The organism is Streptomyces sp. NPDC031225, assembly GCF_055570355.1.
Map to the genome: position 1 here is coordinate 43,123 of NZ_JBVIHJ010000021.1, position 21,806 is coordinate 64,928.

Consider the following 21,806-nt stretch of genomic DNA (forward strand, 5'->3'; position numbering starts at 1 on the left):
ATGCGCTTCCGCCACCCCGACGGCACCACCGTCCACCTCGCCTACTGCACCAACGTGCACCCCGCCGAAACCCTCGACGGCGTCCTCGCTCAACTCCGCGACCACTGCGAACCCGTCCGCCGCCGCCTCGGCCGCGACCGCCTCGGCATCGGCCTGTGGCTCGCCCGCGACGCAGCCCACGCCCTGGTCAGCGACCCCTCCGCGCTGCGCGCCCTGCGCACCGAACTCGACCGCCGAGGCCTCGAAGTCGTCACCCTCAACGGCTTCCCCTACGACGGCTTCGGCGCCGAAGAGGTCAAGTACCGCGTCTACAAGCCGGACTGGACCGACCCCGAACGCCTCGACCACACCACGGCCCTGGCCCGCGTCCTCACCGGACTCCTGCCCGACGACGTCACCGAGGGCACCATCTCCACCCTGCCGCTCGCCTGGCGCACCCCCTACGACGACGCGAGCGCCGACAAGGCCCACACCGCCCTGCGCACCCTCGCCGAACGCCTCGACGCCCTCCACGAACTGACCGGCCGCTCCATCCGCGTCGGCCTCGAACCGGAACCCGGCTGCGTCGTCGAGACCACCGGCGACGCCATCGCCCCGCTGACCGCGATCGCCCACGACCGCATCGGCATCTGCGTCGACACCTGCCACCTCGCCACCTCCTTCGAAGACCCGCACACCGCCCTGGACGCACTCACCGCGGCCCGCGTACCCGTCGTCAAGACCCAGCTCTCCGCCGCCCTGCACGCCGAACACCCCCATCTCCCCGAGGTCCGCGAGGCACTCGCCGCCTTCGACGAACCCCGCTTCCTGCACCAGACCCGCACGGCCACCTCCGCAGGCCTGCGCGGCACCGACGACCTCGGCGAGGCCCTCGCCGGCGGCACCCTGCCCGAGGGCGCACCCTGGCGCGCCCACTTCCACGTCCCGCTGCACGCGTCCCCCGCCACACCCCTCACCTCCACGCTCCCCGTACTCAAGTCCGCGCTGACCCGCCTCGTCGGCGGCCCACACCCCCTCACCCGCCATCTGGAGGTCGAGACCTACACCTGGCAGGCCCTCCCACCCGAACTGCGCCCCCGCGGCCGCACCCAGCTCGCCGACGGCATCGCCGCCGAACTCACCCTCGCGCGCGACCTGCTGACAGACCTCGGCCTGAAGGAGCTGCCATGAGCCACCAGCCCCAGGAGGCGGGACCGACCCCTCTCCTCGTCCTCGACGTCGTAGGCCTCACCCCCCGGCTCCTCCACCACATGCCCCACCTCAAGTCCCTCGCTCAGTCGGGCTCCCAGGCCCCGCTCGGCACCGTGCTGCCCGCCGTCACCTGCGCAGCCCAGTCCACCTTCCTCACCGGCACCCACCCGTCGGAGCACGGAATCGTCGGCAACGGCTGGTACTTCCGCGAGCTCGGTGACGTCCTCCTGTGGCGTCAGCACAACGGCCTGGTCGCCGGCGACAAGCTCTGGGACGCCGCCCGCCGCACCCACCCCGGCTACACCGTCGCCAACATCTGCTGGTGGTACGCCATGGGCGCCGACACCGACTTCACCGTCACCCCCCGCCCCGTCTACTACGCCGACGGCCGCAAGGAACCCGACTGCTACACCCGGCCCCCGGCCCTGCACGACGAACTCACCCGAAAACTCGGCACCTTCCCCCTCTTCCACTTCTGGGGGCCCGGCGCGGACCTGGTCTCCAGCCAGTGGATCATCGACGCGACCCGCCACATCATGGGCACCCGCCACCCCGACCTGACGCTCTGCTATCTCCCTCACCTCGACTACGACCTCCAGCGCTTCGGCCCCGACGACCCACGCGCCTTGAAGGCCGCCGCCGACCTGGACAGGGCACTGGCCCCGCTCCTGGCCGACGCCCGCGCGGAAGGCCGTACGGTCGTCGCGCTGTCCGAGTACGGCATCACCCGCGCGGACCGCCCCGTCGACATCAACCGCGCACTACGCCGCGCCGGACTCCTGGAAGTGCACACCCAGGACGGCATGGAGTACCTCGACCCGATGGCATCCTGTGCCTTCGCCGTCGCCGACCACCAGATCGCCCACGTCTATGTGCGCCGCCCCGAAGACCTCGACGCCACCCGCGCCGCCCTCGACGGCCTGCCCGGCATCGAGCAACTCCTCGACGACGAGGGCAAGAAGACCCATCACCTCGACCATCCGCGCTCCGGCGAACTCGTCGCCGTCGCGGAACCGGACGCCTGGTTCACGTACTACTACTGGCTCGACGACGACCGCGCGCCCGACTTCGCGCAGCTGGTCGAGATCCACCGCAAACCCGGCTACGACCCGGTCGAACTCTTCATGGACCCGCTCGACCCCTACGTCAAGGTCAAGGCAGCCACCGCACTGGCCCGCAAGAAACTCGGCCTGCGCTATCGCATGGCGGTCGTGCCCCTCGACCCGTCACCTATTCGCGGCAGCCACGGCCGCCTCCCAGAGAGCGACGACGACGGTCCGCTCCTCATCTGCTCCACCCCCCGCGCCGTCGGCGACCGCATCGCGGCCACCGACGTCAAGTCACTCTTGCTTCGACTGGCCGGTCTTTCCTGACTGGTCCCCAGTGAAACACCCGCCACTGACAACGCCCCCGACCTGAGGATTCAGACATGAGCCGCTTGTCCCAGCCCGACCCCGAACTCACCCACCGCCTGACCAGACGAGGCATGCTCGGCGTGGCCGCCGGTGCCACCGCGGCCGCGTTGCTGGGTGCCGCCGCCGTCCCGGCGACCGCCGCCACCGAGGCAGCCGACAAGACATCCGGCCGCGGCCGCCCCGTCCTGCCCCCCGGCCGCCTCGGCATCCAGCTCTACAGCCTCCGTGACAAGGTCTCCACCCTCGGATTCGCCCCCGTCTTCGCCGAACTGGAGAAGTACGGTTACGACGAGGTCGAGTTCGCCGGCTACACCCAGGGCTCGGCCGGACCGATCACCCTCGCCCAGCTCAAACGGCTGGCCCGGAACCACGGCCTGAACCCGATCGGCAGCCACGTCGGCTACTACGCGGACGACCCGAACGCCTACACCTTCGCCCAGAACCTCACCAAGGTCCTCGACGACGCCCAGGCCCTCGGCCTCAAGCACATCGGCACCGCCTCAGGACCCTTCCGCTACGGCTCGACCGTCGACGCGTGGAAGCGCGCCGCCGAGGAGTTCAACACCTACGGTGCGGCGGCGAGGGCACGCGGCATGAAGTTCTACCAGCACAACCATTCCGAGGAGTTCTCCTTCGCCACCGACAACCCCAAGGTCCGTCTCTACGACGTGCTGCTCAAGGAGACCGACCCCGACCTGGTGTTCCTGGAGATGGACATCTTCTGGGCCTACTCGGGCCAGTTCCGTTTCTCCAAGCGGCCCGACGGAACCCCCGCCCCCTTCGAGCCCCTGAACTACGTCCTCAAGCAGCCCCACCGCTACCCGCTCTTCCACGTCAAGGACGGGGTGAGCGACCCGGCCAACACCTACGGCTACCGCATGACCGACGTCGGCGACGGCGACATCGACTACCACAAGTTCATCTCCGCCGTGACCCGGCTACGGGGGGAGCGCCTGGCCCACCACTGGCAGGCCGAGCACGACCAGCCCACCGACTCGTTCAGCTTCGCACGGCGTTCCAGCGCGTATCTGCACTCGCTGCGGGAGAAGTGCTGACCGTGCAGGACTGAGGCAGGGCCCCGAGGGCGCAGGGGGCGCTCCCCGCCGGTCGGGGCCCCGCCATCGTGTATGCGGGCACCGTCAGCCCCGGACCGCCGTGGCGGCCGACAGGGCGATACGGTCCTCGCCCGCGTACACGTTCATGGAGTGGCCGCCCTGGTATGCAGGAGCCCGACCAGGATCGGGCCGACCAGGATCAGGCCGACCTCTGCGGCCGGGGCGATGTCCCAGGGAGGAGGCTCCCGTTCCGGAGTGTGCAGCCGATGAGGTTGTCGACGGGCCGTCCGTCACTCGTCCCATGTCCGGCTTCCATTCCGCAACGCCACACCGGGCCGCTTCTCGATCCTGATCGCTACGGCGCCGAACTCCGTGGCCCCGGCGATCGGACAACCGGCGTCGGCCGCAAGCCGGTTGGTGTCCATTGCGACCGGCGGAGGCACCGTCATGAACGCCAAGCCGGGCCGCAGCACCGGATCCACCCACACCGGCGCCGTCGTCGAACCTCGCCGGGTCACGACCCGCACCTCCTCGCCGACCACCACGCCGTAGCGCTCGGCGTTCTCCGGGCTCAGCTCGATGCACTCGGTGCGCCGCAGCGACGACGCCGAACGTCCCTTCCGCAGCCGTGTGTTGGAGGAGCCACCGCGACGTCCCTCGGTGAGCCGGACCGGGTAGCGCTCGTCCGTCAGGTCGACGGGAGGGGCGTGCTCGACGAGGTGGAAGGATGTGCGCTCCTCCCCATCGGTGTGATCGCGGCCGGTGAGCAGTGACAGATTGAACTGAGCGCGGCGGCCGTCAGCGCACTGCTCGGCCATATCGAAGGCCCGCGACGGTTCACCCAGCGCGCAGGCGTGCGCCAACTCCCTCATGGCAGCGGCCGGTACGCCCGTCACCTTCGCCGCGAGCGACAACGTCCAGGGCTCGACGAGCCTTTCGTACTCCGTGAAACCGGAGGTCGCACGCTCGATGAACCTCCGGTCGATCAGGCCCGCCCGGATGATCTCCCGGCCGATCGCGTGAGCCATCGGGACCTGACTGCCGGCGTTCGGCCGGAGCCGACCGTCGGCACCGACGGCGTGGGTACCCGGTTCCGTCATGCGGCGGACCGGAGGGCGAGGAGGCCGGAGAGGGCATGGACGGTGCGCAGGGTCGGGATGTCCACACCGGTGATCTCCGCCAGCTCGATGACGGCCGTGAGGAGGACGTCGAGTTCGAGTGGCTTGCCGCGCTCCAGGTCCTGGAGGGTGGAGGTGCGGTGATCACCTACCCGTTCGGCGCCGGCGAGACGCCGTTCGATGGAGACGCCGACGGTGCAGCCGAGGGCCTCGGCGACGGCGAGTGTCTCGGCCATCATGGTCTCGATGACCTTGCGGGTGCCGCCGTGCAGACACATCTGCCGCATGGTGGCGCGGGCCAGCGCGCTGATCGGGTTGAAGGAGATGTTCCCGAGCAGTTTGAGCCAGATGTCGTCACGTAGGTTCGCCTCGACCGGGGCCTTGAGACCACCCGCCCGCATGGCCTCACCGAAGGCGAGACACCGCTGGGAGAGACTGCGGTCCGGCTCACCGATGGAGAACCGGGTGCCTTCCAGGTGCCGTACGACACCGGGAGCTTCCAGCTCGGTGGCCGCATACACGACGCATCCGATGGCCCTGGAGGGCGCGAGCACCGCACTGACCGCACCGCCGGGGTCGACGCTCTCGATGCGGTGGCCGTCGTACGGGCCACCGTGCCGGTGGAAGTACCACCAAGGGATGCCGTTCTGGGCCGCGATGACCGCGGTCGAGTCGTGGAGAAGGGGCTCGATGAGCGGCCCGCACGCCGCGTACGAGTTGGCCTTCAGCCCGAGGAAGACGTAGTCGACCGCGCCGATCTCGGCCGGGTCGTCGGTGGCGTGCACGTGGGCGGTGAAGTCGCCGCGGGAGCTGAGGACTTGGACTCCGTGCCGGCGCATGGCTGCCAGGTGGGGCCCGCGGGCGATGAGGTGGACGTCGGCACCGCCGTGATGGAGCGCTGCGCCGACGTAGGCGCCGATGGCACCGGCGCCGAGGATTGCGACTTTCATGGGTGGGAGCTCCGTTCGGTGAGGGTGACCGAGGAACTGCCGACTTTGTCGACTGCTCAGCAAGGGTCGTGACGTCACTAAGCCGGTGAGCTGCCGATACGCCACGGTACGGCCCGCGCTCCCGGCGGTTGTGCGCCGTAGACTGTAGGCGAAAGCCAATTCATAATCGGCTCAGATGCAGCGGCGACGCTGTTCAGGAGGGACCGCGATGTTGCCGACGACAGGACTGCCGTACGGGGCGGTGCCCAGGCTTGAGCGTCCTGGTCCGTTGCGTGATCGTGTGTATGGGGCGTTGTTGGAGCTGATCACTACGCGGGCGCTGTTGCCGGGTCAGCATTTGGTGGAGAGTGAGTTGGCTGGGCATCTGGGGGTGTCGCGGCAGCCGGTGCGGGAGGCGTTGCAGCGGTTGAACTCGGAGGGGTGGGTGGATCTGCGGCCTGCGCAGGGGGCGTTCGTGCATGAGCCGACGGACGAGGAGGCCGATCAACTCCTCACTGTGCGGACGTTGTTGGAGGCGGAGGCGGCTCGGTTGGCCGCCTCGAACGCGGGCAGTGCGGGCATTGCCGCTCTGGAGGAGTTGTGTGCGCGGGGTGAGGAGGCGGTTGCCGCGGATGATGTGGATGGTGCGGTTGCTTTGAATGCCCGGTTGCATGCGAAGGTGATGGAGTTGGCGGGCAATGCGGTTCTTGCCGAGTTGGCGGCGCAGGTGGATCGTCGGGTGCGGTGGTATTACACGCCGATCGCTCGTCAGCGTGGTCGGCAGTCCTGGATCGAGCATCGTGAGCTGATCGCTGCCATCGCCGACCGCGACGAACAACGCGCCACCGACCTCATGCGGGAGCACACGGAACACACGCGGAAGATGTACCACGACCGGGAGAAGTAGCCGACGGGACAGATCGGTTTTCAGCGGCTCCGTCTCTTCCGCGAATAGCCGCAGCCCAGCCGCACGGTTCAGTGCTCCTTTCCTTCAGCGGGCAGCCGCATCCGCAGACAAACGGCTCCAACGCCCTGCGCCTCCGCGGGCGTAATCAGCTCAGGCGTCTCGCCCTCGTTGCGCCGGCTACCGGCTACGTGCCCTCGCTTCCTGCGCGGGCGGCCGGCGCAGACACCCCGGCCCCCTACCGCAGGCAGCCGCCTCGGACGCACCGTTCCCTCGTGCAGGCAGCCGGATCAGGCGGTCCTTCCCCGAACGAGACGTCGTGGGGGAGGGCCGCCTGATGTCCGGACTGCCGTACTCAGGCCGCCGCTTGTGGCTGCGACGCAGGGGTGCCGCCCCGCGTCCGCCCCGGCTGCCGTAGCAGGAGGGTGATCGCCGCCGCGAGCATGGAGGTGACGCCGGCCAGGGCGTACGCCCCGTCGTAGCCCCAGGCCGCGACGACCAGGGAGCCGAGGCCGCCGCCGAACAGACCGCTGATCAGCTTGCCGCTGTACACCAGACCGTAGTTGGAGGCGTTGAAGTTCTCCCCGAAGTAGTCCGGGGTCAGCGCCGCGAACAACGGGTAGAACGCGCCGCCGCCGAACCCGGAGAGGAACGCGAACACCAGGAACAGCGACTGGCTCTTGATGTCGCCCGCCCAGATCACACCGAACTGGGCGAGACCCAGCACGACGATCACGAACACCAGCGTGGACTTGCGGCCCCACTTGTCGGACAGCCAGCCCACCACCCCGCGGCCGACGCCGTTGATGACCGCCATGACGTCCATGGAGGAGGCCGCCACCAGCGGGCCGAACCCCACCTCCTTCGCGTAGTCGACCTGGAAGGAGATGCCGAAGATCGAGACTCCCGCGGTCATGACGAGGGCGACCCACATGAGGGGAACCATGCCGGTCCTGATGGCCTCCTTCGGCGTGAACTGCCGTACCGCCGGGGGGTTCTTGGCGAGCGCGACGGCTCCCTTCCCGTTGCCGCCGTAGGTGAGCGGGTCGATGTCCGCGGGCCACCAGTTCTTGGGCGGATCCTTGAAGAAGAACGCGCACCCGACGACCACGATCAGGATGTAGCAGCCGATGAGGTCCAGGACCCGGTGGTAATTGGCCGTGTCGAAGCCGTAGTTGAAGATGAAGATGAACGGCAGTGATCCGTACGCGAAGCCGCCGTTGACGAACCCGGTCCTCCTCCCCGGCGTTCGGGGAACCATTTGCCGACCATGTTGATGCAGGTCGCGTAGACCAGCCCGGCGCCGATGCCTCCGACGACGCCGAATCCCAGGATCGCCAGCAGGACGTCGTCGAGGTGGGACAGTGCGAGGAACCCGACCATGCACATGCCCGAGCCGATGTACATGGCCTGACGAGCCGTCAGAATGCCTTTCTCCGTCTTCCAGCCCGCCGGGAAGGCGATGCCGGCCTGGAAGAAGACCCAGACGCTGAGGATCCAGAAGGTGTTGCTCTGCGTCCAGCCGTGGGCGTGGGACAGGGTGTCCTCGGCCGAGCCGTACGCAAACTCGAAGACGCTGATGGCCATCATGGTGAGCCAGGGCAGATACACCATGAGCTTGCGGGAGTGGCCGAGGATGTCCCGGTCGGTCTCGCCGACCCGGTAGACGCGGCCGCCCGCGTCGGTCACTTCTCGGTAGGGACGGTGCGCGGCGGTGGGGTGTGCGGTCTTGTCGGTCTCGCTGTGTGCTGCGTACGGATCTGCCGTCATGTCAGGCCATTTCCTCGCCGAGCGGTTGCGGGTTGGGGACGGTCCTGCGACTGGTCTTGGGCCTGCCCGGCGCCTTCAGGAACGTCGCCAGCACCGCGGAGCCCAGGCCGATGCATCCGGCCAGGACGAACGCGCCTTCGTAGTCCCACACGCCGACCACGATCGAGCCGACGCCGGAGCCCACCAGGCCCGAGATGAGCTTCGAGCTGTAGACCATGCCGTAGTTGGAGGCGTTGTTGTTCTCACCGAAGTAGTCGGCCGTCATCGCGGCGAACAGCGGGAAGATCGCGCCACCGCCGAAGCCGGAGACCATCGAGCAGAAGAGGAAGAACGGCATGATGCCCATCCGGCCCGAGATCAGGACACCGAGACGTCCTGAAGGTGGAGCGCCCCAACGGCGGCGACGTCACCCGCAAGCAGCTGCGGGACATCGAAGACCTCGACGCGCTCTACTTCACGATGCTCAACAGCAACAAGCGGTCCCTCGCCATCAACACCAAGACCGCCGAGGGCCTGGAGGTCCTGGAGGTCCTGGAGACGCTCATCACCGACGCCGACGTGCTGGTGGAGAACTTCGCCCCGGGCGCCCTGGACCGCATGGGTCTGACCTGGGAGCGCATCCAGGAGCTCAACCCGCGACTGATCTTCGGCTCGGTCAAGGGCTTCAACGACCAGTCCTCCTGGAACGACCTCAAGGTCTACGAGAACGTTGCCCAGCGCGCGGGCGGCGCCGCCTCCACCACCGGGTTCTGGGACGGCCCGCCAACCATCTCCGGCGGTGCCCTCGGCGACACCAACACCGGGATGCACCTGGCGATCGGCATCCTCACCGCGATCATCGACCGGGGCAGGACGGGCCGGGGCCAGAAGGTCTCCGTGTCCATGCAGGACGCCGTGCTCAACCTCTGCCGGGTCAAGCTGCGCGACCAGCAGCGCCTGGAGCGGGTCGGCTACCTGGAGGAGTACCCGCAGTACCCGAACGGCGAGTTCACCGACGTCGTCCCGCGCGGCGGCAACGCGGGCGGCGGCGGGCAGCCCGGCTGGGTGCTCAAGTGCAAGGGCTGTGAGACCGACCCGAACGCGTACATCTACTTCACCGTCCAGGAGCAGAACTGGAAGCGCACCGCCGAGGTGATCGGCCGCCCCGAGTGGGCCGAGCACCCGGAGTACGCCACCGCGCGCGCCCGTCAGTCGCACATCTTCGAGATCTTCGAGGAGATCGAGAAGTGGCTCGCGGACAAGACCAAGTACGAGGCGGTGAACATCCTGCGTGAGTGGGAGGTGCCCTGCGCCCCGGTGATGAGCATGAAGGAACTCGCCTACGACGAGGACCTGCGCAAGAGCGGCACGGTCGTCGAGGTCGAGCAGAAGGGCCGCGGCACCTATCTCACCGTGGGCAGCCCGGTGAAGTTCTCGTCCTTCCAGCCGGACATCGTGGGGGCGCCCCTGCTGGGCGAGCACAGCTCCGAGGTCCTGGTCGAACTCGGCTACGACGAGGAGACCATCGGCCGGCTGAAGGAGAGCGGGGTCATCGTCTGACGTGGAGCCGGTGTGGAAGCGGCCGTGGCCCGAAGGCGACGGCCGCTTCCACGCTGTCCGGTGGAACTCAGGCCGAGGCCTCGGACCGGCGCCGCATCAGCTCACGCTCCCGCTCACGGTGCGCTGTGACGTCCCGGACGACCGCGCCGCAGTAGCTGCTGCCGTCGGGGCCCGACAGCAGTACCACGCTGAACTCGATGGACAGTGTGCGGCCGTCCGCGGTCAGCGCCGGAACGTTCAGCAGGTCCGCGTCCCCGTACTTGCTGTACCCCCGCTCCACGGCGGCCTCGAAGCCGTCCTGGTGCCGCTTGCGGTGCCTCTCGGGAATGATGACGTCCAGACTTCGACCCGCCACCTCGGCAGCCGGGAACCCGAAGATGCGTTCCGCACCCCGGTTCCAGTAGCGGATCAGCCCCTCGCTGTCGATGATCACCACACCGTCGGGCGCCTGGATTGCCATGCCCAGCACCACCGCGGAATCCAGATCTTCCATGTCGCCTCCGAGCCGGAGCCATCGGAGACGACAGTATACAGAATACAGTCTTCAGGCCCCTCTTGCGGGACGGATATGCAGGTGAAGGGGGCTCCCAAAGCTTGGTATTGTTGTCCGTGTCGCCGCGGGGAACACCTCCGGCCAGGCGGCAGACACCTTGTCCGGGTGGCGGAATGGCAGACGCGCTAGCTTGAGGTGCTAGTGCCCTTTATCGGGCGTGGGGGTTCAAGTCCCCCCTCGGACACTGGCGAAGACCCCTGCTGAGCAGGGGTCTTCTGCGTTTCGGAACTCCTCTGGTACCACCGGTGCATGGGAATGCGGCGATTCATCGGCATCGACCTGGCCTGGGCGCGGACCGGCAGACGGGGCGGGCCCAACGAGACGGGTGTCGCGGTCATCGACGGGACCGGCACGGTGCTCGACTGCGGCTGGACCCGGGGTGTCGAGGAAACCATCGCATGGATGACCGAGGCGGCCGCCGAAAGATCGACCCTCGCCCGAACGGGACGCCCTCTACAAGCATCGCGAAGACCTCGTCGACGCGCTGCTCTGCGCGTGGACGGCCGCTCTGTGGTCCTGGCACGGCCTCTCACGCTGCCAGGTGCTCGGAGCGGAGGCTCCGGCGCCGCCCGGAGCGGCTCCCACGATCATTGCGCCTGCCCCGCCGGAACAGCGTCCCGCCCGGGTGGCGCAGTGAGCTGCCGCGGCGTTGTCCTCCACTCAAAGGCCGCCCGCCGTACGGGAGACGGTATGCACCGTGCTCTTTTCCCCGGTACGCCGTAATTCGATTGACGCGGCCCGTCCGCCGGGGGCTGAATACCCGGCATGGCCGACATTCAGGGCTCGTACGACGATCTGTTCTCCTCGGTGCCCAACACGCTGGCTGCCTTGCTGGACGCCGGGGACGTGGGCGGTGCCGTGGCCGTCTTCGTGGACGGCGAACCGGTGGTGGACGTCTGGGGCGGCTTCGCCGACGCGGACCGGTCCGCAGTGTGGGAGCGGGACACGATCACGAACGTCTTCTCCACGACCAAGACGATGACGGCGCTGTGCGCGCTGATCCTCGCCGACCGCGGCGATCTCGACCTGGACGCCCCGGTAGCCCGGTACTGGCCGGAGTTCGCCGCCGAAGGCAAGGACAAGGTGCTGGTACGGCACCTGCTCTCGCACACGGCCGGTCTGCCCCACTGGACCGGACCGGTCGAGGAGATCTACGACTGGCAGGCCGCCACCGCACGGCTCGCCGCCGAGGTGCCGCTCTGGGAGCCGGGCACCGCGGCCGGCTACCACTCGCTCACCCAGGGCTTCCTGGTCGGTGAGGTCCTGCGGCGGATCACCGGCCGCAGCGTCGGCGAGTTCCTGGCCCACGAGGTGACCGGGCCCCTCGGCGCCGACTTCCACATCGGACTCTCCGCCGAACACGACCACCGCGTCGCCCGCACCGTCCCGCCGCCCTCCCGGGACGAGGACTACACCGCGGGCGCGGCCGCCGCCGAGGCTCCGCCGAGCGAAGGCACCGCGATCCGCGTCAGGGACGGCAACAGCGTGGCCTGGCGGCGCGCGCAGATCCCGGCCGCCAGCGGATTCGGCAACGCCCGTTCCGTCGCGCTCGTCCAGTCCGCGCTTGCGTGCGTGGGGACGGTCCGTGGCGTACGGCTGCTGTCGGCGGCGGGCGCCGAGCGGGCGAGGGAGGAGCAGTTCAGCGGCGAGGACCGCGTGATCGGCATGACACAGCGGTACGGACTGGGCTTCGGCCTCTTCGGCACCACGTTCGGCTGGGGCGGCTGGGGCGGTTCCCTCGTCATGATCGAGCCCGAGGCCCGCATGGTGGTGGCGTACGTGACCAACCAGATGCGTGAACCCGGCGACGACACACGCGGGTTGGACCTCGTCATGTCCGCCTACGACGGCCTTCAGGGCCTGCGATAGGACGAACCCGCCACAGGCAGGGGGGGGGGGGGGGGAAGAAAACGGCCCCCCCCCCCCCCCCCTCCCCCCCCCCCCCCCCCCCCCACCACGCAAAGAAACAAAAGAGAGAGGGGCGGGACCCGGGCAAAAACAAGCGGGGGTGGGACCTCGTCGTTTCCCCCTGAGAGGACTTGCGGGGTTTGAGACAGGAAACCCACGAAAGGGGGGGGGGGGGGGGGAGAAACCCCCCCCCCCCCCCCCCTGCCCCTTTCCCTACACTCACCACGCAGCCCATGACGAGGAACGACGAGTGAGGGGAGTACGGCCGTGTGCGTGCGCAGCGCTGTCGCCGTTCCCCGGACGTCGTACGACGTGATCCTCGTGTCCTCGGCCCTCCGGTGCCCGCTGCGCGGCCGGCACCGGACGCCCGTGACGACTGTCTGACCTCTCAACTCCTGTCTTAGCAAGTCATCTTGACGAGCCGTCATGCCGTCGTACGGGCCATCGCGCCGCCCTGTCATCACATCACCCGAAAGGCCCTGGGCCGTGCGCACCACCATCAACACCGACCTGCTCGCCGTCGTCCGCAACCTCGGCATCCTCGCCCACGTCGACGCCGGCAAGACCACTGTCACCGAGCGGATCCTGTTCGCCACCGGAACCACGCACAAGCGCGGCGAGGTCCACGACGGCACCACCGTCACCGACTTCGACCCGCAGGAGCGGGACCGCGGGATCACCATCTTCGCGGCGGCCGTGAGCTGTGTGTGGGACGGACACCGCATCAACCTGATCGACACCCCCGGGCACGTCGACTTCGCCGACGAGGTGGAGCGCTCGCTCCGGGTGCTCGACGGGGCGATCGCGGTGTTCGACGCGGTCGCGGGCGTGGAGCCGCAGAGCGAGTCGGTGTGGCGGCAGACCGACCGGCACGGTGTGCCGAGGATCGCGTTCGTCAACAAGCTGGACCGCGCCGGCGCCGACCTGGACACGGCCGTCGAGTCGATCCGGCAGCGGCTCCATCCGGCCCCGCTGGTCGTGCAGTTGCCCATCGGCAGCGAAGACGGCTTCACCGGCGTCGTCGACCTCATCCGGATGCGGGCGCTGACCTGGACCGACGCCGGCGAGTCGGCTGCGGAAGGGCCCGTGCCGGACGGTCTGCGCGAGAAGGCCCTACGGCGACGCCGGGCCCTGGAGGAGGCCGTCGCCGAACGCCACCCGGCCGCGCTGGAGGAGTTCTGCGACCGGGAGACGCTCTCCGCCGACACCCTCACCGCCGCCCTGCGGGACCTCACCCACAGCGGCGACGGCGTGGTCGTCCTGTGCGGTTCGGCCTACCGCAACCGCGGGATCGAACCGCTCCTCGACGCCGCGGTGGCCTATCTGCCGTCGCCGCTCGACGTGCCCGCCGTACGCGGCATGCACGACGGCGAGGAGCAGGAACGGCACGCCGACCCCTCGGCGCCCTTCGCGGGGCTGGCGTTCAAGGTGAACGCCACCCCGACGGGCCGGCTGACCTATGTACGCGTGTATGCGGGAACGATCGAGAAGGGAGACACCGTGTGGAACGCGGGCGCAGGGCGTACCGAGCGGATCGGCCGCATTCTGCGCGTACAGGCCGACCGGCACGCCCAGTTGGAGCGGGCGGTCGCCGGTGACATCGTCGCCGTGGTGGGGCTGAAGGCGGCCCGCGCGGGTTCGACGCTGTGCGCGCCGGACGCCCCGTTCGTGCTCGAACCGCCGAGCGTGGCGGAACCGGTCGTGTCCGTGGCGGTCGAGGTCCAACGGTCCGTCGACACCGACCGGTTGGCCTCGGCGCTGGCCCGGCTGGCCGAGGAGGACCCGTCCCTCGTCGTCCGCACCGACGCCGAGACCGGTCAGACCCTGCTGTCGGGTATGGGTGAGCTGCACCTGGAGGTCGCGGTGGAGAAGGTTCGGCGCGAGCAGGGGATTGCGCTCAATGTCGGCCGTCCAAGGGTGAGTTATCGCGAGACGGTCGGGCGCGGGGTGTCCGGTCTGGTCTACCGGCATGTCAAACAGGACGGTGGGGCGGGGCAGTTCGCGCATGTCGTGCTCGATGTGGCACCGGCCGAGGAGGGCTTCGAGTTCCGTTCGGCGGTGACCGGCGGGCGCGTTCCTCAGGAGTACGTCCGGGCGGTCGAGGCAGGCTGCCGGGATGCGCTGTCCGAAGGGCCGCTCGGCGGGCACCCGGTGACCGGGCTGCGCGTCACCCTCACCGACGGGGCGACCCATGTGAAGGACTCCTCGGACACGGCCTTCCGCACGGCGGGCCGGTTCGGCCTCCGGGAGGCCCTGCGCGCCTGCGCGATGGTCCTTCTGGAACCGGTCGTCGAGGTCACGGTCACCGTGCCCGAGGACGCCGTCGGCGGTGTCCTCGGTGACCTCGCCGCGCGCCGGGGCCGGGTCTCCGGCTCGGTCACGCGGGGTGCCACGGCGGTCGTGACGGCAACCGTGCCGCTGTCCGAACTCTTCGGCTACGCGACGAGGCTGCGTAGCCGGACCCAGGGCCGCGGCACCTTCACGGCCCGTCCGACGGGCTACGCGCCGGCTCCGGCGGAGGCGGCGGCACGGTGAGGTCCGGGGCGGAAGTCCCGTGACCGACAGGGGTCGTAGGGCGGCCGTACTTGCGCCCTGCGGCCCCGCTGCCACTCGCGGAGCGTGCAGGCGTCGGCGATCCATGCGAGACCGTCAGGCACCGCGGTCCACTCCTTCCGTGCACGACGTCGTGCCGGTGGGGCACAGCGAGAACCAGTGCGGTGCCCCACCGACGTTCGGAACACTGTCACGGCGGTGAACCGGGCAGGCGCCCCCGCGACTGTCGTCCGGGTCAGCAGTCCCTGAACTCCGGCGACTGGTTCAGCACCTGCGAGCGCAGCGACGTGAAGCGGGCGTACGTCTCGCCGGTCACCGATTCCGGGCGGAACGCCGCCACCCGGTGGCAGTTCTGGAAGGCCAGGGCCACGCCGAAGTGGCGTTCCAGACTGCCTCGGATCGCGTCGCCGGCGAGGGCGCGCAGCAGCTGGCCGCGCTCCTTCTCCGACGGGGGAGGGGTCTGGTTGTCGGTGAACTCGGCGATGCCGCCCTTGAGTTGGGTGGCGAGGCCGGCGATCAGGTCGTAGGCGCAGGGGAGGGACGTGCGGACCGTTTCCACGAAGTCCTCCTCGCGGATGGTGCCCTGCTCGGCTTCGGCGAGGAGCTTCGGGGAGACGTCGAGAGACATGTGAGGGGGGTTCCTGTCCTGTTGTCGTGAACTGAAAGGAGGGGGTCAGCCGAGGGAGGCAGGACCCGGTACGAAGTCCGGGTCCACCTGGGACGCGAGATCGAGTCCGGTCGCCTCGTTCGCCCAGGAGCGGGCGTTGCGCAGATGAAACTCGACCGCGTGGCGGTGGAGCGCCGACCAGTCGCGGGGGTGGGAGTCGACGGCCTCGCGCAGGACCGTCAGAGCGTGCCGGTTGTGCGGCTCCAGAGCGCCCAAGTCACTTTCGCCACGGCCCTGTTCGGCGGCGCGCACCCACGGCGACTGGACCAGGTGGGTCAACAGGTCGTCACCCACGTGTTCCTTGAGGAAGAGCAGGTCGTCCTCGCCGGTCACCTTGTTCCCGATGACCGCGATCCGGATCCCGAACTCCCGTGCGTGGTCCCGGTACTGGCGGTAGACCGACACGCCCTTGCGGGTGGGTTCGGCCACCAGGAAGGTCATGTCGAAGCGGGTGAACAGGCCCGACGCGAAGGCGTCCGCGCCGGCCGTCATGTCGACCACGACGTACTCGCCGGGGCCGTCGACGAGGTGGTTGAGGTACAGCTCCACTCCGCCGAGTTTGGAGTGGTAGCAGGCCACGCCCAGGTCGTTCTCGTCGAACTCGCCCGTCACCATCAGCGGCACGTCACCCACCCGGCGGACGTGGCGGGTGTGCAGCTCATCGTCGCCCAGAAGTCTCAGCAGGCGTGAACCGCGGCCCGGCGGTGTCGTCTTGATCATCGCCTCGCGGGAGGCGATGCGCGGGTTGGCGCCGCGCAGGTAGTCCTTGATGTCTGCCACGTGCGCGCCCAGGGGAGGGGCGTCCAGGGTGCCGGCCCGGTCGGTGTCGTGGCCCAGCGCCTCGGCGAGGTGCTGGTTGATGTCGCCGTCCACGGCCAGCACCGGTGCGCCCGAGCGGGCCAGATGTCGGGAGAAGAGCGCCGACAGGGTGGTCTTGCCGCTGCCGCCCTTGCCGACGAACGCGATGCGCACTACCGCTCCGCCTTTTTGAAAATGGATGTCATGTCGGTAGGTTGTATGGCGTGCCCCCGATCACTGTCAAATCACCCCGCGATCAAGCGTTCCCCCTTAATGCATATGATGTGCAAGTGCATAACTACAGCATCAGGGCGGCAGGCCCGGACGACCTCGACGGTGCCCGAGCCGTGATGCTCGACACCGTCTACCGCGACTTCGGAACCGGGTATGTGCCCCGCTGGCACGGCGACATCATCGACCCCGCCAGCGCCTATCTCGTCCCGGCCCGCCACACCCTCCTCGTCGCCCTGGACCCGGACGACCGGACCGTCGTGGCCACCGCGGCCCTCGACTCCCGCGGTCCCGCCCACCCGCCGAACCCGCGCGAACTCGCCGAGTGCTACCCCTGTGGCATCACCGCGCAGCTGCGCCGGATCTACGTCCGCCCCGAGCACCGCAGGCGCGGTCTGGCCCGGCGCCTGGTGGCCGAACTGCTCGCGTTCGCGGCCGCTGACGGCGGTTACCGGTCCGTCTATCTGCACACCGACCCGACGGTCCCCGGCGCCGAACCCTTCTGGCGCTCCCTCGGCAAGGTCGTGCACGACGAGCGAGAGTCCACGGGCGGCGCGAGCAGCGTCGTCCACTTCGAGATACCGATAGGGCGATGAACACCGTGCGACGCCGTCACATCCTTGGCCCCCTGCTGCTCGCCCCGCTCCTCGCCGCCTGCTTCGCCTCCGAAGGCGGCGACTCCGAAGGTGACACGGCCGAGGGCGCCCGCCTCCGGGTGGCCCTGGCCTTCCCGCCCGCCGAGAACCTCTCGCCCTACGGCGCCGACGCCACCCTCCTCAGCCGCCTCGGCGTCACCGAGGGCCTGACCTCCCTCGACGCCAACGGCGCCGCCGCCCCCGCGCTCGCCGAGTCCTGGCGTCGCGAGAACGACCGCACCTGGCTGTTCACCCTCCGCGAGGCCACCTTCCAGGACGGCTCCGAGGTCACCCCGGCCGCGGTCGCCGACGCGCTCACCCACGCCACCGAGGCCAAACCGGCCCCGGCCGCCCTGTCCGGAGTCACCCTCACGGCCGAGGCGGAGAGCGCCGCCGTACGGATCACCACCGCGAAGCCCGACCCCGTACTGCCCCTGCGTCTGTCCAGCCCCAGCCTCCCCGTCCTCTCCCCGAAGGCCTACGAGGACGGCGCCGACCCGGTCGGCACCGCCACCGGCCCCTTCGAGCTCACCAAGGTCAACGGCTCGGCCTCCGCCACCCTCGACCGCTTCGACGACTACTGGGGCGGGCGGGCCCAGGCCTCCGGCATCGACGCCCGGTTCATCGCCGACGGCACCGCCCGGGCCGGCGCCCTGCGCACCGGCGAACTCGACATCGCCGAGGCGGTCCCGGTCGCGCAGGCCGCCACCCTCGCCGCGGCCACCCGCAAGGAGACGGCCACCACCCGCACCACCAGCCTCCTCCTCAACGCGAAGACCGGTCCCTTCAAGGACCCGAAGCTCCGCGCCGCCGCCCGCGCGGCCGTCGACACCTCCGCGCTCGCCAAGGGCGTCTACGAGGGGCACGCCGATCCCGGTGCCGGCATCTACGGCCCCGCCGTGACCTGGGCCGAGGGCAAGCGGCAGCAGCCCGCCGCGCGACCCGGGGCCGGCACGCCGAACGGTGCGAGGATCACCCTCGCCACCTACGACAACCGCCCCGAACTCCCCGAAGCGGCCCAGGTGTTGAAGCAGCAGCTGGAGAAGGCCGGGTTCCGGGTCACCCTGGAGGTGCGCGAGTACTCGCGGCTGGAGAGCGACGCGCTGGACGGGAAGTTCGACGCGTTCGTCCTCGCCCGCAACACGCTCGTCGACACCGGCGACCCCGTGGCCGTGCTCGCGAGCGACCACACCTGCGACGGCGGCTTCAACATCGCCCAACTCTGCGACCGGGACGTCGACAAGGCCGTGGCCGACGCCGAGTCGGAACCCGACACCGACAGGCGTCAGGACCTGGCCATGGCCGCCGAGGCGAAGATCCTCGGCACGGACGCCGTCGTACCCCTGGTCCATCAGCGCATCATCACCGGCGTCGCCGACTCGGTGCGCGGTGTGCTCCTCGACCCCTACGAGCGCACCCTCGTCGGCCCCGGAACCCGGCGCTGATCCGTGCGACACCAGCTGTCCGCCCTGATGTGGCGTGCCGTGCTCGCGGCCGCCCTCGTGTGCGGGATCGGCCTGCTGCCCTGGCTGACCCGCACCGACCCGGCCCTGACGGTCCTCAAGGCACGCTCCGCCGACCGCGACCCCACGCCCGCCGTGCTGGCCGACATCCGAGCCCAACTCGGCCTGGACAAGGGACCGTTGACACTCCTCGGGGAATGGCTCGGCGGGCTGGGGCGCGGCGACGCCGGACGCTCCTGGCTCTCCGGCGACGAGGTCACACCCGCGGTGCTCCAAGCACTGGGCGTGTCCCTCCTGTTGATGGCGGCGGCCCTCGCGGTCGCCGCCGTCACCGCCGCCCTGATCTGCGCCCGCACCCTGTGGCTCGGCGCGCACCGGCGGCTCGACGTCCGGCGCCCGGGCGGCAGCGGTTCCGCGGTCCTCGCCGCGCTGCCCGAGTTCCTCACCGCGTCCGTGCTCGCCACCGTGGTCGGCGTCCAACTGGGCTGGCTGCCCGCCCTCGGCTGGTACGGGCCCCAGTGGACGATCCTGCCCGGACTCGCTCTCGGCCTGCCCGCCGGGGCCGTGCTCGGCAGGCTCCTCGACGACCTCCTGCCAGGCGCCTTCGCCGAACCCTGGGAGCTGGCCGCCACCGCGCGCGGACTGCCCGGCCGCAGCATCGCCCGCCAGGCCGTACGCCGTTGCCTGCCCGCACTGCTGCCCAACTCCGGTCTGTTCGTGGTCGGCCTGACCGGCGGATCCGTCGCCGTGGAGCAGATCTTCGACATCCCCGGCCTCGGCCGCACCACCCTCCAGGCCGCCCTCGCCCAGGACCTGCCCGTCCTCCAGGCCGGCACCCTCGCCCTCCTCGCTCTCGCGGCCGCGGCCTCCGCACTCGCCGCCCTGGCCACCCGCCGCATCGCCGGGGCCGCCCTGCGCGACGGCTCCCTGTCGTCACCCCATCGACGACAGCCACCTGCCCACGGCATCCAGCCCCTCCTCCACGGCGGCCTCCTCCTCGCCGTCATCGCATACGGCCTGCCCCGCGACCCGCTCGCCCTCGACACCACCCGGCGACTCCAAAAGCCCAGCTGGGCCCACCCGTTCGGGACCGACGCGCTCGGCCGGGACCTGCTCGCACGGGTCGCCCACGGCGCCCTCGACACCCTGCTGCTCGCCCTCGGAATCGGCGCGGCCGCCCTGGCAGCCGGCGTCCTCCTCGGCCTGGTGCCCCGGGTCTCCGGTCCCCTCGCCGACACCGTCAACGCCGTACCGCCCGTCCTCGGCGCCCTCCTCGTGACCGCGGTCACGGGAACCGGGGCCGCGACCCCCGCACTCGCCGTCGGCGTCGTCGCCTGGGCACCCCTGGCCGTCCACACCTCCGCGCTGCTGCGCCAGGAACGCGCCGCCCTGCACATCACCGCCGCCCGTGGCCTCGGCGCCGGGCGCCGCCACCTCCTGCGCCACGAACTGCTCCCCGCCGTCCTGCTGTCCCTCACCCGGCACGCCCTGCTGCGCCTGCCCGGCACCGCCCTCGCCTCGCTCGCCTTCCTCGGCCTCGGAGCCCAGCCGCCCTCCCCGGAGTGGGGCCTGCTCCTCGCCGAGAACCAGCCCTACGCCGAGCGCGCCCCCTGGGCTGTCCTCGCCCCCGCCGCCGCACTCGCGCTGCTCGGGGCGCTGGCGGTCAGCGCGGCGGGCGGAGTGCGATGGCCGCGACGGCGAGCGCACCCTCGTACGGCCGCCATGAGAGTCGAAAATGCCGCACCCGAAAGGGAGTTGGTGAAAGCCGGATGACGCGGGCAGCCGTCGCCCTGTCGAGGACCACCCGGCTCTCACCGCTGCTGCGTCTGCTGATCCTCACTCAACTCGCCTTCAACATCGGCTTCTTCGCCGTGCTGCCCTTCCTGGCGGAACACCTGGGACAGGCCGTCGGCATGGCGGGCTGGCTGGTCGGGTTCGTGCTCGGACTGCGGACCTTCAGCCAGCAAGGGCTGTTCGTGGTGGGCGGGGCGCTCGCCGACCGCTACGGCGTCCGGCCGGTCGTCCTCGCCGGATGCGTGCTGCGGATCGCCGGGTTCGGCTGGCTCGGGTACGCCGAACAGACGTGGGCGGTCATCGGGGCCGTCCTGCTCATCGGGTTCGCGGCCGCCCTGTTCTCCCCGGCCGTGGAGTCCGAGGTCGCGCGGCAGGCGGTCGTGCACGAGGCGGCGGGAGGCGGCCCACGCACCCGTGTGCTCGCGCTGTTCACCGTCGCCGGGCAGGCGGGAGCGTTCGTGGGCCCGCTGCTCGGCGCGCTGCTGCTGTCGGTGGACTTCCGCGCCGTGTGCCTGGCGGGCGCCGGGATCTTCGTGCTCGTACTCGCAGGGCACGTGTGGCTGCTGCCGCAGCACATCCCGGGGCGGCAACGCGTACAACTCATGGGCGGCGCGGGGACGTTGATCCGCAACCGGCGCTTCCTCGCGCTGTGCTGCGCGTACGGCGCCTACCTGCTCGCCTACAACCAGCTCTACCTCGCCCTCCCCGACGAGGTGGAACGCGCGACGGGTTCACAGTCGGCGCTGGCCTGGCTGTTCGCCCTGTCCTCGCTGCTGGTCGTCGCCGCGCAGCTCCCCGTCACCGGCTGGGTCGGCTCCAGACTGTCGCTGCGCCGGTCCATGTCGGCCGGACTGCTGCTGATCGGCGCCGGGTTCGCGGTCGTCGCCCTCGCGCGGCCCGCCGACTGGACCGGAACGGCAGGACTGTTGCCCTCGGCCGCCTTCGTCGTGCTGCTCACGTTCGGCCAGATGCTCGTGGCACCTGTGGCCCGGGCCTGGGTTCCGGATCTCGCGGAAGAGGGCCGACTGGGCCTGTACACCGGGGCGTTGTCCTCGGTGTCCGGTCTGATCGTGCTGATCGGCAGCTCCGTCACCGGCGCCCTCCTGGACAGCGGCCTGCCGCCCGCGGTGCCGTGGCTGGCCCTGGCCGCCGTACCGCTGGCCGCGGTCGGGCTGTTGCCACGACGGTAGGACCCTGCGATGGGTTCGGCGAAGCCGGCCCGCGGCTCGCCCGCCCGGACCGGGCCAACCGCCCGGGGTGTCAGGTGGCGCGGCGGTAGGGTC

At 70.5% G+C, this 21,806-nt stretch carries 15 protein-coding genes, 1 tRNA gene and 3 pseudogenes; 12 read left to right on the forward strand and 7 right to left on the reverse strand.

What is annotated here, in order from left to right:
* The 3 genes from eboE to ACZ48Z_RS31115 are packed head-to-tail and all read left to right on the forward strand — an operon-like array spanning position 1 to position 3,661.
* Positions 1-1,170, forward strand: a complete 1,170-nt coding sequence (gene eboE / locus ACZ48Z_RS31105; RefSeq protein WP_468739212.1) for a metabolite traffic protein EboE — start codon at positions 1-3, stop codon at positions 1,168-1,170.
* Positions 1,167-2,564: a nucleotide pyrophosphatase/phosphodiesterase family protein gene (locus tag ACZ48Z_RS31110; protein ID WP_468739213.1), complete on the forward strand. Its 1,398-nt coding sequence runs from the start codon at positions 1,167-1,169 to the stop codon at positions 2,562-2,564. The genes eboE and ACZ48Z_RS31110 overlap by 4 nt, the downstream gene beginning before the upstream one ends.
* Before the next feature lie 56 nt (positions 2,565-2,620).
* Positions 2,621-3,661 carry a sugar phosphate isomerase/epimerase family protein gene (locus ACZ48Z_RS31115; RefSeq protein WP_468739214.1) on the forward strand — a complete coding sequence of 347 codons (1,041 nt, stop codon included), beginning with the start codon at positions 2,621-2,623 and terminating at the stop codon, positions 3,659-3,661.
* A gap of 290 nt (positions 3,662-3,951) precedes the next feature.
* Here ACZ48Z_RS31115 and ACZ48Z_RS31120 read toward each other — a convergent pair.
* Both ACZ48Z_RS31120 and ACZ48Z_RS31125 read right to left on the reverse strand, forming a co-directional pair.
* Positions 3,952-4,386, reverse strand: a pseudogene (locus tag ACZ48Z_RS31120) (molybdopterin dinucleotide binding domain-containing protein); the annotation flags it as partial.
* Positions 4,387-4,757: 371 nt separating this feature from the next.
* The gene (locus ACZ48Z_RS31125; protein WP_468739215.1) at positions 4,758-5,729 is read right to left on the reverse strand and encodes a 2-dehydropantoate 2-reductase; all 972 of its coding nucleotides are present in this window, start codon (positions 5,727-5,729) and stop codon (positions 4,758-4,760) included.
* Between the two features lie 211 nt (positions 5,730-5,940).
* Here ACZ48Z_RS31125 and ACZ48Z_RS31130 point away from each other — a divergent pair, with 211 nt between their 5' ends.
* Positions 5,941-6,615, forward strand: a complete 675-nt coding sequence (locus tag ACZ48Z_RS31130) for a GntR family transcriptional regulator (RefSeq protein WP_468739321.1) — start codon at positions 5,941-5,943, stop codon at positions 6,613-6,615.
* 352 nt (positions 6,616-6,967) lie between these two features.
* Here the strand turns inward: ACZ48Z_RS31130 and ACZ48Z_RS31135 are convergent.
* Both ACZ48Z_RS31135 and ACZ48Z_RS31140 read right to left on the reverse strand, forming a co-directional pair.
* Positions 6,968-8,382 (reverse strand): annotated as a pseudogene (locus tag ACZ48Z_RS31135) (OFA family MFS transporter).
* A 1-nt stretch (position 8,383) separates the two neighbouring features.
* Positions 8,384-8,761, reverse strand: a pseudogene (locus ACZ48Z_RS31140) (MFS transporter); the annotation flags it as partial.
* A gap of 2 nt (positions 8,762-8,763) precedes the next feature.
* Here ACZ48Z_RS31140 and frc point away from each other — a divergent pair.
* The gene (gene frc, locus ACZ48Z_RS31145; protein WP_468739216.1) at positions 8,764-9,921 is read left to right on the forward strand and encodes a formyl-CoA transferase; all 1,158 of its coding nucleotides are present in this window, start codon (positions 8,764-8,766) and stop codon (positions 9,919-9,921) included.
* A gap of 67 nt (positions 9,922-9,988) precedes the next feature.
* Here the strand turns inward: frc and ACZ48Z_RS31150 are convergent, their stop codons facing one another.
* Complete coding sequence (locus ACZ48Z_RS31150) at positions 9,989-10,414, reverse strand: PAS domain S-box protein (RefSeq protein WP_468739217.1); 426 nt, start codon at positions 10,412-10,414, stop codon at positions 9,989-9,991.
* A 159-nt stretch (positions 10,415-10,573) separates the two neighbouring features.
* Here ACZ48Z_RS31150 and ACZ48Z_RS31155 point away from each other — a divergent pair.
* The 3 genes from ACZ48Z_RS31155 to fusA all read left to right on the forward strand — a co-directional run bounded on the left by ACZ48Z_RS31155 (position 10,574) and on the right by fusA (position 14,917).
* A tRNA-Leu gene (locus ACZ48Z_RS31155) sits at positions 10,574-10,658 on the forward strand.
* Positions 10,659-11,239: 581 nt separating this feature from the next.
* A complete protein-coding gene (locus ACZ48Z_RS31160; RefSeq protein ID WP_468739218.1) occupies positions 11,240-12,343 on the forward strand; it encodes a serine hydrolase domain-containing protein in 1,104 nt (367 codons plus the stop codon).
* A gap of 525 nt (positions 12,344-12,868) precedes the next feature.
* Positions 12,869-14,917, forward strand: a complete 2,049-nt coding sequence (gene fusA / locus ACZ48Z_RS31165; RefSeq protein WP_468739219.1) for an elongation factor G — start codon at positions 12,869-12,871, stop codon at positions 14,915-14,917.
* A gap of 253 nt (positions 14,918-15,170) precedes the next feature.
* Here the strand turns inward: fusA and ACZ48Z_RS31170 are convergent, their stop codons facing one another.
* Both ACZ48Z_RS31170 and ACZ48Z_RS31175 read right to left on the reverse strand, forming a co-directional pair.
* Positions 15,171-15,563 carry an SCO5389 family protein gene (locus ACZ48Z_RS31170; protein WP_468739220.1) on the reverse strand — a complete coding sequence of 131 codons (393 nt, stop codon included), beginning with the start codon at positions 15,561-15,563 and terminating at the stop codon, positions 15,171-15,173.
* 45 nt (positions 15,564-15,608) lie between these two features.
* Positions 15,609-16,574, reverse strand: a complete 966-nt coding sequence (locus ACZ48Z_RS31175; protein WP_468739221.1) for an ATP-binding protein — start codon at positions 16,572-16,574, stop codon at positions 15,609-15,611.
* A 116-nt stretch (positions 16,575-16,690) separates the two neighbouring features.
* On the opposite strand from ACZ48Z_RS31175, the gene ACZ48Z_RS31180 reads away from it, so the two are divergent.
* Genes ACZ48Z_RS31180 through ACZ48Z_RS31195 form a run of 4 tightly spaced genes read left to right on the forward strand, consistent with a single transcriptional unit; the run spans position 16,691 to position 21,713 of the window.
* A complete protein-coding gene (locus ACZ48Z_RS31180; protein ID WP_468739222.1) occupies positions 16,691-17,227 on the forward strand; it encodes a GNAT family N-acetyltransferase in 537 nt (178 codons plus the stop codon).
* Entirely contained in the window at positions 17,224-18,711 is a 1,488-nt protein-coding gene (locus ACZ48Z_RS31185) for an ABC transporter substrate-binding protein (protein WP_468739223.1), read from the forward strand. Before ACZ48Z_RS31180 ends, ACZ48Z_RS31185 begins: the two co-directional genes overlap by 4 nt.
* A gap of 27 nt (positions 18,712-18,738) precedes the next feature.
* Positions 18,739-20,502, forward strand: coding sequence for an ABC transporter permease subunit (locus ACZ48Z_RS31190; RefSeq protein WP_468739322.1), 1,764 nt, complete (start codon positions 18,739-18,741; stop codon positions 20,500-20,502).
* Complete coding sequence (locus ACZ48Z_RS31195; RefSeq protein ID WP_468739224.1) at positions 20,499-21,713, forward strand: MDR family MFS transporter; 1,215 nt, start codon at positions 20,499-20,501, stop codon at positions 21,711-21,713. The genes ACZ48Z_RS31190 and ACZ48Z_RS31195 overlap by 4 nt, the downstream gene beginning before the upstream one ends.
* Positions 21,714-21,806 lie beyond the last annotated feature (93 nt).